Below are 14,322 nucleotides of genomic sequence, written 5' to 3'. Positions count from 1 at the left end.
CCGAAAGCTCTCAACGTTTCCTTGGTAGAAATTTAGCGATCGCACCATCTTTGTTACCTTGCTTGTTTATAACAATCATTATATTTGCTAGCAATTTAGATGTCAATAATGACAACTAAATAATTAAGAATTTGGTGATACAGCAAGGAAATCTTTAGCTATAGTAACCAAAACTTGTCCCCAAGCAATAGCTTTGTTCTTATCTAAGGGTTCTTGGTCTTTAATTAAGTTGTAAATACTCTCTAAGTATTGGTAGTCATCTGGAGAGACTTTGAAAGTGATGATTTTTAAATCTTCGCCGCCACCGTCACCGTTAAAATTGTTACCTTCTTGGTTGTCGGTCGAGAAATCATCCCAATTGATATCTGCAAGGTTGACTAACTCCCCAAGCTCAACTTCTGTGTATGGTAATGAGGTTATCAAGTCGGCACCCAAATCTATCTTGATGTCTGCCAACAATTGTGATAGTTCTATCTTGTCAGCAGTACCTCTGGTTTCATTCAGGACAACAGTAAGTTTCTTGGCCTCGGCGTCTGACAAACCATGTAATACGTTTGCATAGACATAATCAGATGATTCTTGGTATCGGTGCTCTCCATCAATAATCTGGTATTCACCTTCAATATCAGGGTGTGGCCTGACTATCAACTCAAGAACTTGTGAGTATTCGCGCAATGATTCAGCTATTGCTTCCTGTTGCCGCTGCGATGTCTTATTCGGGTTCCAAGGGTTGGGGTGGAGTTGTGATATTGAGATTTTAACTGAGCGTTCTATTTTAGTTACTTTGTGTGTGTTTTTAACCATTGGAGTCGTTTTCCGATTGGTAGTTTGTTTAAAGGGTTAATAATTTTATTACTTATGCGATCGCTAAAACCAAGATAGTTGTCACCTGCTAATACTAAAAGATTTTTGTCTACAAGCTCTTTTGTTATCTGAATGGCAACGTACTTATACCATTCTTCTCGTTCATTAGTTGACATTTTATTAAGTGTTAACTCATAAGGTACTAATAATGTATCGGCATGAACTAGGTGATGTTTAGCAGAAAGAATATAAATAGGAAGCCCATATTGTGTTGCAAACTTACGCGATTTTATAAACAAATCAGAAGTATAAAGGTCTATCGCTCTTGCTGGGTGTTTTAACTTAGTTTTACAACAGGATATTAAACATACATCAGGTTTATTCATCCCAAACAACCCCCCTCTTAGCCCACAATTTTGTTGTGTTTTCTTCCATCTTTTTATATTTTTGAATTTCTGCTCTTAATACGTGTAGGGTTGCAGACATAGCTGCGTTCGATTCTTTATAACGAGGAATTTTATCTAAGCCAGCTGACTTACCACCACCAAAGCGCAAACACTGTACCCAAGATGAGCTATCAGAGGAGTAACAAGGATATCTTTGCAAAGTCCACTCTGATGTAATACCAAGTAGATGAACTTTAGGCATGACACTTGTCTTTTTAAAGTAGGGTGTAATTATACCAAAACAGAAGTCTAACCATTTCTTCAATCTTTCTCTATGGGCCACATGGGGAACCAAACCCCCCAAAGCTATGTAGTCATAGTTTTCTATTGCCCTGATTAAATGCTCCTTTTGTGCCCCATAGGTAACAATAGGGATTGGTTTCATCCCCAAAGCTTCTAGTATTGCTTGGTTTTTCCAGCTTCCCTCTTGGTCTCCGATTACATCTAAGTTCATGAAGCGGAGAAATTGCATTTTATCTCTCCATCGTTGCTCAAATTCTAATGCCCAAGCAGCATAGTCTCTTGGGTTGATAACCTTACCACAAGTGAAGGATGTAAATGCGCCGGAGTCTATAATTACACGAGGGCGAAGGTCTTTAAAAGAAGGTAGCTTATTTCTTATTTCTCCTTGGTCAGCGTATGTAGTCAGGTGGGATTTGTGTTCGCTCAACACCTGAGATGGAATCTCAGGTGTTGCTGTATGTCCTGCTAAGTGGATATTCATGTTCCAAGAATCTCGCCACATTGGCTCGTGTTCTTTGTAGGCATAGCTAAATAGAGCATCAGATTTTCCCTCCTCAGGAAGCAATTTCTTGATGTTTGTTTCACCTTGAAGTTTGTTAGTGGTAGATGCTAAATGTATTTTCACTAAATCCACCCAATACTGTTCAAAATACTTTTCACACCTTTTGGCATAGAAGTAAGAAAGTAGAGAGGAATTATACCTTTCTTCAACAAGAACTTGATACTGTCCTCTCTCTTTAGAAACTTCAGCAACGTGTATCCTCATCCCCTAAACTTCCAAATCGGATCAACTACATTAGCTTCCTTAAACCCTTGATCGCGCAGTAGGCAAGCAGCACACTTACCACAACCACCTTTTACTCCCTGGTAACAAGTGTGGGTTAGCTCCATCACTTCTTCAAAGCGATCGCCTAACACCGCTTTAGCCAGCAACACTGATTCTGCTTTGCTTAAGTACATTAAGGGAGTTTCAATCTTCAAGTGTCCGATTGTTCCCCAGTTTGCCAAGCTTAAGGTTTCCTCTAAGGAGTCTATAAAATCTCTGCGGCAATCTGGGTACCCAGAGTAATCGGTCTGGGAAACTCCAGTAAATATGGTTGAGCACTCTAATGCGATCGCACGATTTGAGGCAATAGTCAAAAACAAAGCATTTCGACTAGGGACAAAGGTAGCTGCTACGCCGTCCGGTACTTCGTCGGGGGTGGTGTAGGTGGAAACTGGGTATTTACTCACCAAAGGTGATGTACCCTTCAATATTGCTCCTAACTTAATCACTTCATGAGAGGTAACAGATAATGTTCTGGCAACAGCATCTGCTGATTCAAGCTCAATAGCGTGGCGTTGCCCGTACTCAAAAGTTACCGCATGTACCTCATCAAATTGTTGAGATGCGATCGCAAGGCAGGTTGTAGAATCTTGTCCTCCACTGAGGATCACTAAACATTTAGGCATCTTTGTTAATTAATGAAAGTACTTCTTGTCTGGCTTGAAAATCAGTCTTGAACACACCTCGAACACAACTAGTAGTAGTAATTGCATTAGCTTTTACTACACCGCGAGTGCTCATACACGTGTGAGTTGCTTCCATGACGACAATTACACCCACAGGTGCGATCGCATCTTCAATTACTTGGGTCAGTTCACTTGTTAACCTTTCTTGCAGCTGAGGACGAGCAGCAAGGATATCCAAAGAGCGAGGTATTTTAGATAGTCCAACTACACGCCCGCTGGGAATATAACCCACATGAGCAACACCAAAGAATGGTAAAAGATGGTGCTCACATAAAGAGTTGAAAGATATGTCTTTAATCAGAACAATTTCATCGTGATCGCAAGTAAAAGTTTTCTTAAGTGGTTCCAATGGATCTTGATGTAAACCTCTGGTAATTGTTGCCCAGTGCTTCGCGACTCTTTGAGGTGTTTCCTCCATCCCTTCAGGCAATCCCCCCCATAGTAAACCCATCGCTAAGGATAAGTGCTGGATTACTTGATTTAGTGTAGAGGCAGGTACTGGTGCAGGTTTCGTCAATCCGAACTCCCCAAAGTCCTGGGAGAGTATATTCGAGCTTTTCGTAAATCCACTTTGCAAGTCGTTCACTGGTGGGTACCTCTAATCCTGTAGTCTCATTTAAATAGTGGTGATCAAGATAATTCTCAAGCAAAGGTGCGATCGCACCTTTGACATCTGAGTAGTCGATTAGCATCCCTTCTTTGGTACCACTTTCTATTAGAGTGGTTCCAATAACATAAACAACACCTTTCCAGCTGTGCCCATGCAAGCGTGCACATTTACCGTCATGATTTGGTAAGTAGTGGGCAGCTTCAAATCTAAATTCTTTTCCAAGCAACCATGTCATCAACTAACACCAATGTATTTATGTGTCTGTAAAGACAAACGATATTGGGGATTTTCCCTCAATAACCCTAAAGTCAACTGCAACGAATTAGGGTTGCCCCACTCCGGTTGTAAGAAAATTAAGCTACACTCACTTAGCTTGTCTTTGTAAAAATCAACTTCGCTACCATCACTGATAACAATTTTGATTTCATTCGCTCTTTGCCACATCCTCTCATCTACTGGATACTTGGGACTAACATACTCTTTAGGGGAGACAGTCACCCAAACCCGTGGTGGAATCTCTTGCCAAAAAGCACCAGAGGTTTCAATGTGTACTCTCTTATTATGAACCAACAATTCATCTACCAGAAGTGATAATTGTTTATTTACAAAAGGCTCCCCTCCAGAGATAACAACCATAGAGCTTTTTAGCTCACTGACTAAATCCTCTAAGGTACGTCTGGTGTATTGTATATGTGAACCACCTGATGAGTAGGAGCTATCACAGAAGTGGCACTTAACAGGGCAACCATAAAGGCGAATGAAATCACAAACACTACCAGTCCAATACCCTTCACCTTGTATTGTCTCTTGGAAAGTTTCATGAATTAAAAACAAGTCTCTTGTCCTTAACAACAACTTTAATTAATAGTTAAACACAAGTTTGAGATGCGATCGCACCATTGGCAACCTCGGAAAACCTTTTTTTGTTTCTAGCGGATGTCGTGAAATTCACTAGATGCACCTCTTATAATTGCGTAGAAAATTTTATCCTAAAAAGTTGGCAACAAAAAAGGCGGGTGAACCGCCAGGCGATATTTGCGTATTCTAGCTTAGTTACATTTTATCAAGAATTTTGCGAAAACCTTTGCTTTTCATTTCCATCTCAACAGTGTTAATTTGATGGATGAACTCTGCCATCTCAGGGTACTCATCAAGCAACTCTTGCTCTAGTTGCAATTCTTGATGAAGTAAGTTTTCACGAGCTAACATCGCTCTTTGTCTTGCATAGAAACTACGAATACGGTTTTCTCTTAATTGCTCTATATCTAAATCTGCTTGAATTTCCCTTAACAAAAAATCGAATTTAGACATTACCAGAAACTCCTTGATTTAACAATCGAAAACGCGATCGCAGTACTTCGGTAAATTCCTCGGTATTGCGATTACCCCAAACAGGATTACTTCTACTTTTCACCCAATTGGTTGTTGAATGACAGACGCTGCGATGGCAGACATTGCACACAGGGAATGTAGAGACACCAATCTCGTCACATCCATAGTATGCATGGTGGAGTTGATCTGAAGGACGCACTGCGCAAACAACACATCGGCGCTTGGCAGAGCGATGGGCCATAGCACATTGTCTTCTATACTCTTCTCTATCCCCGTACCTAGCTTCAAAATCTAAATTTCTAGAATTCTTTTTAGCTCGCTTAGACCTTGCTCGTTGAGTTCCAAGCCTGTTAACTTTTTCCATGTATCTGCCAATTCGCGATCGCTTGGCAATCTTTCTAGCGACTTTAGCCATTGTTTAATCTCCATATAAGCATCCCCCACATCTTGCTTTTGCTCCATACTACCAATATCAAAGGTTGGAATGATGGCAACAAAAGGATTTGACCGTGTCGGCACGACAAGGGCATAGCGCACAGATGCCTTGTCTAAAAGTTCGCAAGTCTGCTGAAAAACTTGCAAAATCTCGTCTTTGACATTGATGAAATCTTTAGGATTATCAAGGATGTAACTAGCTGTCTGACCCATCGCAATAAAGCAAACATTTTTAAGGTCAGGTCTGCTAAAGCCTGTCGCGCCACAAAGGGGGGACTGCCCCATAAACACACCGTGACACTTCAACCCTGCTGTGAACTTAATAATGTAGTTCCATAGCGCTTGCAAAGCTTCCGCCGTTTTTTTATCAACCTTGCCAGGGAAACCTTTACCCCCACCAAACACAGAATCAACTTCGTCTTGAACCAAGAATAATTCGGGGATGCGATCGCAGTTTCCAGACTGATTAGCAATTGCTTGTTTGCGATCGTCAACTTCTCTGGTTGCAAATTTAATCCAATCTGGTATTGCTTCCATACCATCAAACTTGCGGCTGAATTTACAAAGCCAGCGAGTAACACCATCTTTAGGATCATTTCCAATTACCGTCGCTGCTCCCTGAGATTTAGCAGCAATCTTATTGATTAACACCCCAGCCAAGGTTGATTTACCTGACTGTGTTCCACCTGCAAGGTAAAAATGATGGTTGCTCCTAGCACTCATGTTGTGATTAGATGCCGCGTCGCACAATTCATCTACCCACTTACTATCAAGTCTGATGTACTGTGGAAAATCTTCGGCGATCGCACCTAATACTTGCATAACACCAGGATTAACTACCTGCTGTACTGATTCCTCATCAATGTCAGCGATCGCGGGGATTGGAATTTCCTGAGGGAGGGGTGCTGTGCGAAATTCTCTTGGAGGTTCGGGGAGTTCAACTAAACCATGTAACCCCCACTCTTCTATCCACCGGAGGCGCTCGGTAACTGGTAATTGGTTTACAAATGCCGCTACTTTGCGCTTAGAGTTGATAGAAGTCGCTATTGAGTGATAAACAGCCTCACCCTGTAACTCTTGCTTTAAAGCTTTCATATCAGCTTCGTTGAGAGATTGATAAACCTTTTCCTTTTGTTCTCTCAAGTGACTACTAACACCAAACAAACCGGAGCATAGAGTTCCATAAACTAGTAGCAATCCCGTAGTGATGCGATCGCTCTTCACGAAATATGGCCCGGTTAGTCCGAATAAAGCGGAGAAACCAAGCCAACAGATTATTATTCTTTCTGCGTTGACAACGCGACTGATTAAGAGTCGCTCGATTTCAAAAGCCATTTCAAATTAACGCACTCCCAAAAAAACGCCGGCAGAAACTAACATCAAAAAAATAAAAAGCAACACGATCGCAGGCAGCATCCCGAAAAACAAATTATCCCGCGACAGCAGATAAGCGTGTTTATTGGATAAACCAATCACATTAAGCACCCCCATCGCAAGGATAAAAATAGAAATCATAGCGATTATCCAAACCAGATAACCGCTAACTGGGGACGCTACAGATAGAAAACCAAGTAATTGAGCTATCCCTATCCCCATGCCGACAAAACCAACTTGTGAGAACTTATCTGGCATAACTAAAAGTTAAAACTAGACTCAACATCCTTAAAGGTTTTCTCGTACCCGTTCAGTTCCCTCTGCTTCTCGGCATTCCCAAAAGCATGACGGATGATTGCTTGCCCGTGGTGAGCTTTCTCACGCTGCAAATCTGCTTCTATGTTCATTGCTTCTTTGCTGTACGCAAGTTGGTTCTTGTACATGGTTGCAAGCGACTGCAACTGTGATAGCTTGTGCCTACTAAGTTTTGCGTGGAGGTACTCAGTAGCTTTAAGCTTACCTGCTTCCTCTGACTGCTTCAAAACTTCCTTTGCAGACACCTCCACAGGAAGTGAGTACCTACTTGCTATTTCAGAAGGTAAATCACCTTGAATCACAGTAGGGGAACCAACCCGCAAATGAGAAACTGCTAAATTGTCTCCAAACATTCCACCAAACCACTTACTAAGCATTTAATGCCTCACTTGTTGCAAATTGACTGAATTGAAAGATGCGATCGCAACCCTAACAGTACAAAACGAAACTAAAAACAAAAACATCAAAACAGCAACTGCACCCATCACACCTTGCCAAAACAAACCCTGTTGAGCTATTTCTTCTAACTTCGCTCTAGTCTGCGATCGCGTCTTTGCCTCATCTAGTAGTTGTTGGATGAGAATCCACTCGTCTGAAGTCAACTCTCTTTGGGGTAGGGTTGCCTCCATCTCGCCATTGAGGTTGAGCTTGATATCTAATTTCTGTCTCTCTTGATATTGCTCCATATATTGTCACGCCCGCGATCGCAACTAGGAATAAAAAATTTACGGCTACACCAATCAACAAGAACCTACTCGGTTGCATTATTGAGCAAGTCAGAGAAAGCCGCCGTGCCGATTCCTGTAATTGTTTGGCGAAAAAAATCAGGTTCACCTTGATACCCGACAAGACCCTCTCCTACCTTCCGCACAACTTCGGTGGGTATGGAGTAAAACTCATTGAGGACTTGTTCGGCAGCAGCTGATGAAACTTGGTTCTTAATAGTTGCCGCCGCCAAAATCATCTCGTTAATTTCGCCACCTGATTTCACGCGTAATTGCTCAATAGCAGGCTCTAAGCTACCCGTTTGGGAAGCAGTTGTCTTTGCCAACTTTTTCCCCTTGGTTTTGGTAATCTTGCTAGACTTGGACTTTTCTTTTTGAATGATAGATTCTGCGATCGCTAACGCAGTACCCTCGCTTAAATTATTTGGGTCGAAACCCATCTGCGTTACTAATTCTTCTAGGTTTGCGATCGCAATACCTTCTGACTCCAATAATTTCCTTAATTCGTTCACTACGCACCTCTTGCTCTAAATGATTAACACTATACCACAAGTGTGCCACAGTAGCACCCCAAAAAAACATTTTGCCAATGAGGTCAAAGTAGGGCAATATTAGGATGTTGCTATATAGGCAAAGATGGCAGGGAAGTGGCGGGTTGTTACTTATTTAGCAAATGAAGAACTCCTCAAAAAGCTTGAGGAGTGGGCCAGGAGTGAGAACCGTAGTGTAAGCAACCTTGCCGCCACTATCCTAACCAAAGCTATTGAGGAGAGAGAAAAAAACAGCGATCGGACTAAATAGAAAGGTGCGATCGCAATACCTTCTCTTGCCTTGCAACTACCCACGACTTGAAGTCGTGGGTTGCTTACCTGTATTTATGCGGTTTACGTGCCTTGCGATCGGGCGATCGCTCTCGATGTTGTTTGCAATACCCGGATCGATTTGCATTACCCAACACGTTGTTGCAATCAGGCACTAAGCAGACTTTGGGAAGTCTACCTCTGGAGGACAAAACGCCAATACCAAATCGTGATGATACTTATTAAGGTTTAGGTTGTGGGGGTAATCCTCAAGTTTGATCGCAGGCGCATAACCATTTTTAATGGCTGCATAAACCGATGCTGAGGATAGGTGTTCAAAATTGACGGAACAACCATCAAAAAAGAGATTTATTTTTCTCTTTATTTTTTCATGTAGATCTGACATTTTGATGGATGTATGGATATCTCTGTTAGTCCATACTCCCTTCTCTTTGAATATAATTTCCCTGGTCATTACACCAGGTTTGGATAGGCTCCCACCCCATCCACAAATCCCACTACATAGGGTTTCTGACCATCCATCAAATTCGTTGTATGGTAGATTGTCCCCAAATCGAGGGGATTTTCTTGCTTCAACAAATGCTGCAGCTATTTCTAGCTCATCTTCAGATAAAAATTCGCCGAACCCCCGGCGTTGCAATGCTTCTATTCTTTGTTGTAAAGTATCCATGTGTTTACCTTAAATTACTTGAAAAAATACATCAAGCAACAAGATTCTCCGCGTAGTTGACTAGACTCTACCCTTGCTTTCATCCCCCAGTTCCGTTTCACTGCACTGGGGGACTTCCCGCAAGGAGGTTAAATTACTTTTGAATGTACTGAGGCCTTTCTGTTGCTTTCATCAAAATTTCCGCGAGATACCCCGTCCTCAGCGAAGCAGGGCGGGGAGGGATAGCGGGTCAAACTTGACCCCTCGATGGGGTTAAGTTTGACATTTTCCGAGTCGGCAACACGATTAAACCCGTGCTTCGCTGTACCAATCGGACTTTCTTTGCAGTGAATTGTCCAAGACGCTTCCAAGACGCATCACTTACAGAAATTTGTTTCTCTGTGTCGCCACTGACCCATCCAAAATATATTTTGTTGCCTTGAATAGCTTCGACATAATCACCCTTCCTTAATCCATGACGGGTCACAGTGCCACCGTACTTACGGCGTACTCCACCCTTTACTGGAACCATAAGATGTAGTTGTCGGCGAGATACTGGAGGACGACGAATTATAGTGAATGGCGCTAGTGTTATATCAACATCACCTTTCCAGCCCATTGATTGACTAGAGATTACGCCGTAACGAATAAACGTACTGCAAGCTAGAGCAACACCGTCTACAGCGTGAGTCGCAGGAATTGCATCACCCTTGGAGTGTTTTTGTTTTTGCAAATTTAACTGCTGCCTAATATTTGCAGTTTCCCATCCTTCAATCTGCTTAACTTCGGCGTAAGTTTCGAGGTTTTTTAATTGCCATTTCTGACCAACCATTACGGGGCTAAACCCCTTGTCACCACGCGCTTTGACTATTTCGTAAGCAATTGTAGTGATAGGATAAATCGTAGACAATTCGCTAACAACTCGCAATTCTAACTCCCGATTAGCTCTAATGCTTGGGGGTAGCTTGGATTGACGACGATTGTCAAAACGCTTTTGACGATGAGCGCGTTGACTGAATTCAATAGATCGGTTAATTCGCCTACCTCTGCGTCCTCGCCTCATCATGCGGCGTTGATCCATTCGGTCTTTAACACTTTTAAAAGGTAGCTGCAAGTGTGCCATCCATAAGGTAAACTTGGCGGATTGTACGCCAATGCCTGTGTAATACTTGCCTGGGTCGATACCAATTGCGATAGGTTGCGTGTTGGTTCTCGCTGTTTCTTGAACTAACTGAACTTGAAAAATACCAAGGTCGTTATGTACAACTCGCGCTTTCCCTTTTTTCAACCAACGCCTTACACGACTTGCTTTTGTTGGCATTAATGGACTGCCTGACGATGATATAACTGGTACTCGTAACACGGTATAACCCTCCGAGTAAAGTATTTAGTCTCCTCGCCCACCTAATCCAAGATGTCTTGGCTTTCCCAACGACTAACCAAATAGTCTTGCAGATAGTCCGAACTGGAGAAGCATTCGGAAGTGCGTACCAGGATTAGGCTCAACGGGCTAGTCAAACACGTAAGATTTGGCTCTTACAAGCCCCACCTTCAGGCGAAGCCAAGGTGGGTTATTGACTTTTTACCTTTTTATTACTCTTTTACTTTACCCCCACTTACCCCCACTTGGCAAGCGTATTAGAAAATCTGGTTTTTGCTGTTCCCTTCCCAGGTATCAAGCAAAAACCTAACATCTTTGCTGTTATCCGCTAATAGTTGGGGGCTAGGTGAAAAAAGCCATTCACTAAACTCCCTGCCCCGAAGAGAAAAAGCACACTCGTGCTTGCCATCACCTATAAAAACTACCTTTTCCCTATAAGGCAAAATGATTAAAAAAATAATAATTAAAGACTTCCCAGAACGATTGTAGAGGATTAGCTCATCAAGAGCTTTTACACCACCCTCACCCTGATTCCATACAGGGTATATGTTTCTACAAATAGTCCTATTTGTACTTTGATACAATACCTGTCCGTCGCTTTTGCAGTCGACCCATTTATCATTCGCTTTAATTTGAGGATCGTAATTAAAGAAAAGCGAAGATAGGGCGATCGCAGCAATGACTTTAACTTTAAGCATAGATAGAAAATAATCTATGCTTACTATTATATCTTCCGATATTGACAATCAAATTGCCATCACCGCGATCGCCCAAAAAATTAAGCGGCAGCAACTTCAGTTACTTCCGCTAGAGCTTGCTCAATAAAAAACACTACCCTATCAATCTCAGGTTTATTAGTCTTTTTGTGGATTTCAAATATAACATCTGCAAAGGAAGTCAAAACAGCAGGCAAACCGTTCTCTAACACCAGATTGCTAAGTTGCGAATTTAAATATTGAGATTGATTGGGAACCATGATCGTAACCTAATTAAAAATTGACTAATTAAGCGATAGTTTATGCGATCGCCACTAAATTGATGCGCTTGATTGTATATATCGAGCGTATCAACACTATTGAAAAAATATCTTCCTTTTTGGGTATTCCTTTAGGCAGATATTTTGTTTTGATTATTATGCATGAGTTTCTTCATGCAGTCAATAAATTGCTAGCGTTTACGTGAACTTACGGATAGTTTTTTCAATGTTTAGTGGATTAGTGCGCAAAATAAAAAAGTACTAGTTAGCGATTTTAGAGATGCTAGGTGCTGTGTTTGATGACAGCAAAGCTTTGTCACCAGGGGCATTTATCTACATTGCCATTGACAAGAATGGCAAAATATTATATGTAGGAAAAACCTCTCCAAGAATAAAAAATCTCAATCATGACAGAAGACACTCTGTATTAAAAAATATTCCCGATATACGGATTGCTTATTTAGAGGTTGATTTTAGTTTGATTGGGTCTATTCAGAAAGCTTTGATTTCTTATTTTCATCCACCATTTAATGAGGGGAGAAGGGTTCGGGGATTAGAGTCACTTAGGCGGGAGAAGGATCTTACTCAAACAGAACTAGCAAGTTTAGTTGGTGTTGATGTTTCTACAGTGCGCAATTGGGAAAAAGGTAGAGAGGGAGCAAGGATGTTTTCGACAGTTGCGCGGTTGTGTGAGGTTCTTGAGTGTACCCCTTCCGACTTATATCAGGAGGAGGATGACTGAAAAACAAAAAGACCCCATAATGTTGGGGTCTCCTAACACTAAGTAAATGGTCTGGTTGTTAACCAGCTATTTAAATATTGCTTAAAGCGTTAACTTGCTTTCTCTATCTAACGATAGAGATTGTTTTGTTTTTTCGCGGTGTGACATACTCCTACGCTGATGCTTCGCATACAGCGTAGGCTTCCAAGACAATCCGGCTATTGCTTAGGAGACTCTTGGCTTTAAGAACGGAATGCCCTACCGCCCTATTTTTTATATTTATCGCTGCATTATGATCCCGGTCTAGACTGCACCCACAATTAGGGCAATCGTGCCAACGTTCATGCAGCTTTTTAGGAACTTTCACACCACAACTAGAGCAGTCTTGGCTAGTACCAGACGCTTTAACTGGAATAACCAACAAACCAGCATTTTCGGCTTTGTTTGTTAGTATTGACAGAAAGCTTGACCATCCGGCATCAAGTACAGACTTTGCCAGTTTAGAGCGTGAAAGTCCTTTAACATTCAAATCTTCAACAGCTATAACATCATACTTTTTGAGCAGATTATTAGCGGTTTTGAAATGAAAATCCTTGCGCTTATCAGCAACTTTTTTGTGTTGCTTACCTAGATGCTTAACGGCTTTCTGTCTGCGTTTACTGCCTTTTTTGCGACGTGAAACACGTTTTTGAATAACTCGTAACCGTTTCTGAGCTTTCCGATAATGTTGAGGGATAGAAACACTTTCACCATCAGCAGTTGTCAAAAACTCTTTTAACCCAACATCAATGCCTGTTATAGATTCAGGATTGAAATCAGGCTTAATTGTTGGAACTGTGTCATCTTCTAGGCTGAGAGTTAAGTAATAACCATCAGCTTTTTTGGTTACAGAGGCAGTTTTAATCTTAAAGCCATCAGGTAATGGGCGATGCAATATAACTTTGACTTTACCTAGTTTTGGTAAATCAATTAAATTACCCTGCAAACAACCATCTTTCATTTGTGGGTAAGTGAAGGTTTTGTATCTATTTCTAGATTTAAACCTTGGTTTACCACTGCGTTTTCCGTTGCTATCACCCTTAAGAAAACGGTCAAAAGTTACCTTAACTCTTTTAACAGCATCCTGCAAAACTTGTGAATAGATATCACCATAATGAGGATGAGTTTTCTTAAGCTCAGGTAATGTTTTCTTTTGCGAATAGTAGTCTGGATTGTCTCTTAATTCTGGAAGATGACAAACAAGAGGACAAGCATTAACAGGACAGCGATTTTGTTCATACCAGTTGAATCTATCAGCCAACAAATAATTATATTGAGCGCATAACATAGACAGCCATCTGTCTATCTCTGTGGCTTGTATTTTTGTTGGACGTAGCTTGTACTGGTACGCAGTTCTCATTCCTTTATTCTCAATACCAGCTATACTTTATCATAAAAGGGTAAACATTGTGTACCCATTATGAAAGATTCTAGATTGAGTGTCAGAATGTCAACACGCAGATTAAACAAACTCAGACAGTACGCCGCAAATAAAGATAAAACTGTAACCCAGATAATAGAAGATTGGATTGACCGATTACCAAGCACAAAAAATGGCGATTTCTCATCGACCCCCTGCCCTGTCAATCCTGCGGATTGAATTGGTTGTGGGTCAATTCGTCATCGCCCAAAAATTCATCTCACACTCCCGCTTCGCGGTGAGATGTGAGGCTTCTTTTTGATTTAGCTAAGATTCTTTTTAGCCTATTTATTTCTCCTTGGCAGAGTGCGATCGCTTCTAGCGCTGTATTAGCAGGAGCGGTCAATCCCTTCTGCTTTGCCCATACATAATTTGTTTGCCAGTACTGCAACATTTTTTCCCACCATAAAAGTTCTTGTTCTTTTGTCATCGTTTCAAAACATTTCGTAAACATTGCCCTAGTTGGATAAGCACATATGTGCCCACCCCCTGCACGGGCAATTCGTGCAGGGGGAACTA

The 14,322-nt window shown here is 41.5% G+C and carries 21 protein-coding genes; 2 read left to right on the top strand and 19 right to left on the bottom strand.

Translation table 11 applies throughout. From position 1 onward, the window contains the following. Positions 1 to 123 precede the first annotated feature (123 nt). The 14 genes from UYC_RS0108920 to UYC_RS0108860 form a co-directional block, all read right to left on the bottom strand. Entirely contained in the window at positions 124 to 804 is a 681-nt protein-coding gene (locus tag UYC_RS0108920; protein ID WP_016879397.1) for a ParB/RepB/Spo0J family partition protein, read from the bottom strand. Next, on the bottom strand, positions 780 to 1,190 hold the full coding sequence (locus UYC_RS0108915; RefSeq protein ID WP_016879396.1) for a DUF6884 domain-containing protein: 411 nt from the start codon (positions 1,188 to 1,190) through the stop codon (positions 780 to 782). The genes UYC_RS0108920 and UYC_RS0108915 overlap by 25 nt, the downstream gene beginning before the upstream one ends. Then, on the bottom strand, positions 1,183 to 2,259 hold the full coding sequence (locus UYC_RS0108910; protein WP_016879395.1) for a hypothetical protein: 1,077 nt from the start codon (positions 2,257 to 2,259) through the stop codon (positions 1,183 to 1,185). The genes UYC_RS0108915 and UYC_RS0108910 overlap by 8 nt, the downstream gene beginning before the upstream one ends. Then, positions 2,256 to 2,945 carry a 7-cyano-7-deazaguanine synthase QueC gene (gene queC, locus UYC_RS0108905; protein WP_016879394.1) on the bottom strand — a complete coding sequence of 230 codons (690 nt, stop codon included), beginning with the start codon at positions 2,943 to 2,945 and terminating at the stop codon, positions 2,256 to 2,258. Before queC ends, UYC_RS0108910 begins: the two co-directional genes overlap by 4 nt. Further along, positions 2,938 to 3,456: a GTP cyclohydrolase I FolE gene (folE, locus tag UYC_RS0108900; RefSeq protein WP_016879393.1), complete on the bottom strand. Its 519-nt coding sequence runs from the start codon at positions 3,454 to 3,456 to the stop codon at positions 2,938 to 2,940. Before folE ends, queC begins: the two co-directional genes overlap by 8 nt. Continuing rightward, on the bottom strand, positions 3,428 to 3,850 hold the full coding sequence (queD, locus tag UYC_RS35415; RefSeq protein WP_016879392.1) for a 6-carboxytetrahydropterin synthase QueD: 423 nt from the start codon (positions 3,848 to 3,850) through the stop codon (positions 3,428 to 3,430). Before queD ends, folE begins: the two co-directional genes overlap by 29 nt. Then, positions 3,850 to 4,449, bottom strand: a complete 600-nt coding sequence (locus UYC_RS0108895) for a 7-carboxy-7-deazaguanine synthase QueE (protein ID WP_235181612.1) — start codon at positions 4,447 to 4,449, stop codon at positions 3,850 to 3,852. Before UYC_RS0108895 ends, queD begins: the two co-directional genes overlap by 1 nt. A 219-nt stretch (positions 4,450 to 4,668) precedes the next feature. After that, entirely contained in the window at positions 4,669 to 4,926 is a 258-nt protein-coding gene (locus UYC_RS0108890) for a hypothetical protein (protein ID WP_016879390.1), read from the bottom strand. After that, entirely contained in the window at positions 4,919 to 5,188 is a 270-nt protein-coding gene (locus UYC_RS37660) for a hypothetical protein (protein ID WP_016879389.1), read from the bottom strand. The genes UYC_RS0108890 and UYC_RS37660 overlap by 8 nt, the downstream gene beginning before the upstream one ends. A gap of 50 nt (positions 5,189 to 5,238) precedes the next feature. Next, positions 5,239 to 6,717, bottom strand: coding sequence for a hypothetical protein (locus UYC_RS0108880; protein ID WP_016879388.1), 1,479 nt, complete (start codon positions 6,715 to 6,717; stop codon positions 5,239 to 5,241). A gap of 6 nt (positions 6,718 to 6,723) precedes the next feature. After that, entirely contained in the window at positions 6,724 to 7,014 is a 291-nt protein-coding gene (locus UYC_RS0108875) for a hypothetical protein (protein WP_016879387.1), read from the bottom strand. Between the two features lie 2 nt (positions 7,015 to 7,016). Further along, the gene (locus tag UYC_RS0108870; RefSeq protein WP_016879386.1) at positions 7,017 to 7,448 is read right to left on the bottom strand and encodes a hypothetical protein; all 432 of its coding nucleotides are present in this window, start codon (positions 7,446 to 7,448) and stop codon (positions 7,017 to 7,019) included. After that, a complete protein-coding gene (locus UYC_RS0108865) occupies positions 7,449 to 7,757 on the bottom strand; it encodes a hypothetical protein (protein WP_016879385.1) in 309 nt (102 codons plus the stop codon). Positions 7,758 to 7,822: 65 nt separating this feature from the next. Continuing rightward, positions 7,823 to 8,308: a hypothetical protein gene (locus UYC_RS0108860; RefSeq protein WP_016879384.1), complete on the bottom strand. Its 486-nt coding sequence runs from the start codon at positions 8,306 to 8,308 to the stop codon at positions 7,823 to 7,825. 124 nt (positions 8,309 to 8,432) lie between these two features. Between UYC_RS0108860 and UYC_RS36470 the strand changes: the two genes are divergently transcribed. Next, the gene (locus UYC_RS36470) at positions 8,433 to 8,597 is read left to right on the top strand and encodes a ribbon-helix-helix domain-containing protein (protein ID WP_016879383.1); all 165 of its coding nucleotides are present in this window, start codon (positions 8,433 to 8,435) and stop codon (positions 8,595 to 8,597) included. A gap of 174 nt (positions 8,598 to 8,771) precedes the next feature. On the opposite strand, the gene UYC_RS0108850 is transcribed toward UYC_RS36470, so the two are convergent. From UYC_RS0108850 to UYC_RS0108840, 3 genes are all read right to left on the bottom strand, one after another. After that, positions 8,772 to 9,287: a hypothetical protein gene (locus UYC_RS0108850; protein ID WP_016879382.1), complete on the bottom strand. Its 516-nt coding sequence runs from the start codon at positions 9,285 to 9,287 to the stop codon at positions 8,772 to 8,774. Between the two features lie 229 nt (positions 9,288 to 9,516). After that, entirely contained in the window at positions 9,517 to 10,629 is a 1,113-nt protein-coding gene (locus tag UYC_RS0108845; protein ID WP_016879381.1) for an RRXRR domain-containing protein, read from the bottom strand. Positions 10,630 to 10,904: 275 nt separating this feature from the next. Further along, a complete protein-coding gene (locus UYC_RS0108840) occupies positions 10,905 to 11,345 on the bottom strand; it encodes a hypothetical protein (protein WP_016879380.1) in 441 nt (146 codons plus the stop codon). A gap of 558 nt (positions 11,346 to 11,903) precedes the next feature. On the opposite strand from UYC_RS0108840, the gene UYC_RS0108830 reads away from it, so the two are divergent. Further along, positions 11,904 to 12,365, top strand: a complete 462-nt coding sequence (locus UYC_RS0108830) for a helix-turn-helix domain-containing protein (protein WP_016879378.1) — start codon at positions 11,904 to 11,906, stop codon at positions 12,363 to 12,365. A 151-nt stretch (positions 12,366 to 12,516) separates the two neighbouring features. Here the strand turns inward: UYC_RS0108830 and UYC_RS0108825 are convergent, their stop codons facing one another. Further along, positions 12,517 to 13,743 carry an RNA-guided endonuclease InsQ/TnpB family protein gene (locus tag UYC_RS0108825; protein ID WP_026087777.1) on the bottom strand — a complete coding sequence of 409 codons (1,227 nt, stop codon included), beginning with the start codon at positions 13,741 to 13,743 and terminating at the stop codon, positions 12,517 to 12,519. Between the two features lie 280 nt (positions 13,744 to 14,023). Next, a complete protein-coding gene (locus UYC_RS38550; protein ID WP_127011356.1) occupies positions 14,024 to 14,233 on the bottom strand; it encodes a hypothetical protein in 210 nt (69 codons plus the stop codon). Positions 14,234 to 14,322 lie beyond the last annotated feature (89 nt).

This window comes from Chlorogloeopsis fritschii PCC 6912, assembly GCF_000317285.1.
GTDB classification, from domain to species: Bacteria; Cyanobacteriota; Cyanobacteriia; order Cyanobacteriales; family Nostocaceae; genus Chlorogloeopsis; species Chlorogloeopsis fritschii.
Note: the sequence above shows the minus strand (reverse complement) of the source record. Positions and strands in the feature narration are given on the sequence as shown.

What these genes read in the sequence shown, in the direction of transcription:
- UYC_RS0108830 (WP_016879378.1), top strand. Translation starts at nt 11,904, where the DNA reads ATGCTAGGTGCTGTGTTTGATGACAGCAAAGCTTTGTCACCAGGGGCA.
- UYC_RS0108920 (WP_016879397.1), bottom strand. Translation starts at nt 804, where the DNA reads ATGGTTAAAAACACACACAAAGTAACTAAAATAGAACGCTCAGTTAAA.
- queC (WP_016879394.1), bottom strand. Translation starts at nt 2,945, where the DNA reads ATGCCTAAATGTTTAGTGATCCTCAGTGGAGGACAAGATTCTACAACC.
- UYC_RS0108910 (WP_016879395.1), bottom strand. Translation starts at nt 2,259, where the DNA reads ATGAGGATACACGTTGCTGAAGTTTCTAAAGAGAGAGGACAGTATCAA.
- UYC_RS37660 (WP_016879389.1), bottom strand. Translation starts at nt 5,188, where the DNA reads ATGGCCCATCGCTCTGCCAAGCGCCGATGTGTTGTTTGCGCAGTGCGT.
- UYC_RS0108850 (WP_016879382.1), bottom strand. Translation starts at nt 9,287, where the DNA reads ATGGATACTTTACAACAAAGAATAGAAGCATTGCAACGCCGGGGGTTC.
- UYC_RS0108840 (WP_016879380.1), bottom strand. Translation starts at nt 11,345, where the DNA reads ATGCTTAAAGTTAAAGTCATTGCTGCGATCGCCCTATCTTCGCTTTTC.
- folE (WP_016879393.1), bottom strand. Translation starts at nt 3,456, where the DNA reads ATGGGTTTACTATGGGGGGGATTGCCTGAAGGGATGGAGGAAACACCT.
- UYC_RS0108875 (WP_016879387.1), bottom strand. Translation starts at nt 7,014, where the DNA reads ATGCCAGATAAGTTCTCACAAGTTGGTTTTGTCGGCATGGGGATAGGG.
- UYC_RS36470 (WP_016879383.1), top strand. Translation starts at nt 8,433, where the DNA reads ATGGCAGGGAAGTGGCGGGTTGTTACTTATTTAGCAAATGAAGAACTC.
- UYC_RS0108890 (WP_016879390.1), bottom strand. Translation starts at nt 4,926, where the DNA reads ATGTCTAAATTCGATTTTTTGTTAAGGGAAATTCAAGCAGATTTAGAT.
- UYC_RS0108865 (WP_016879385.1), bottom strand. Translation starts at nt 7,757, where the DNA reads ATGGAGCAATATCAAGAGAGACAGAAATTAGATATCAAGCTCAACCTC.
- UYC_RS38550 (WP_127011356.1), bottom strand. Translation starts at nt 14,233, where the DNA reads ATGACAAAAGAACAAGAACTTTTATGGTGGGAAAAAATGTTGCAGTAC.
- UYC_RS0108915 (WP_016879396.1), bottom strand. Translation starts at nt 1,190, where the DNA reads ATGAATAAACCTGATGTATGTTTAATATCCTGTTGTAAAACTAAGTTA.
- UYC_RS0108870 (WP_016879386.1), bottom strand. Translation starts at nt 7,448, where the DNA reads ATGCTTAGTAAGTGGTTTGGTGGAATGTTTGGAGACAATTTAGCAGTT.
- UYC_RS0108880 (WP_016879388.1), bottom strand. Translation starts at nt 6,717, where the DNA reads ATGGCTTTTGAAATCGAGCGACTCTTAATCAGTCGCGTTGTCAACGCA.
- UYC_RS0108825 (WP_026087777.1), bottom strand. Translation starts at nt 13,743, where the DNA reads ATGAGAACTGCGTACCAGTACAAGCTACGTCCAACAAAAATACAAGCC.
- queD (WP_016879392.1), bottom strand. Translation starts at nt 3,850, where the DNA reads ATGACATGGTTGCTTGGAAAAGAATTTAGATTTGAAGCTGCCCACTAC.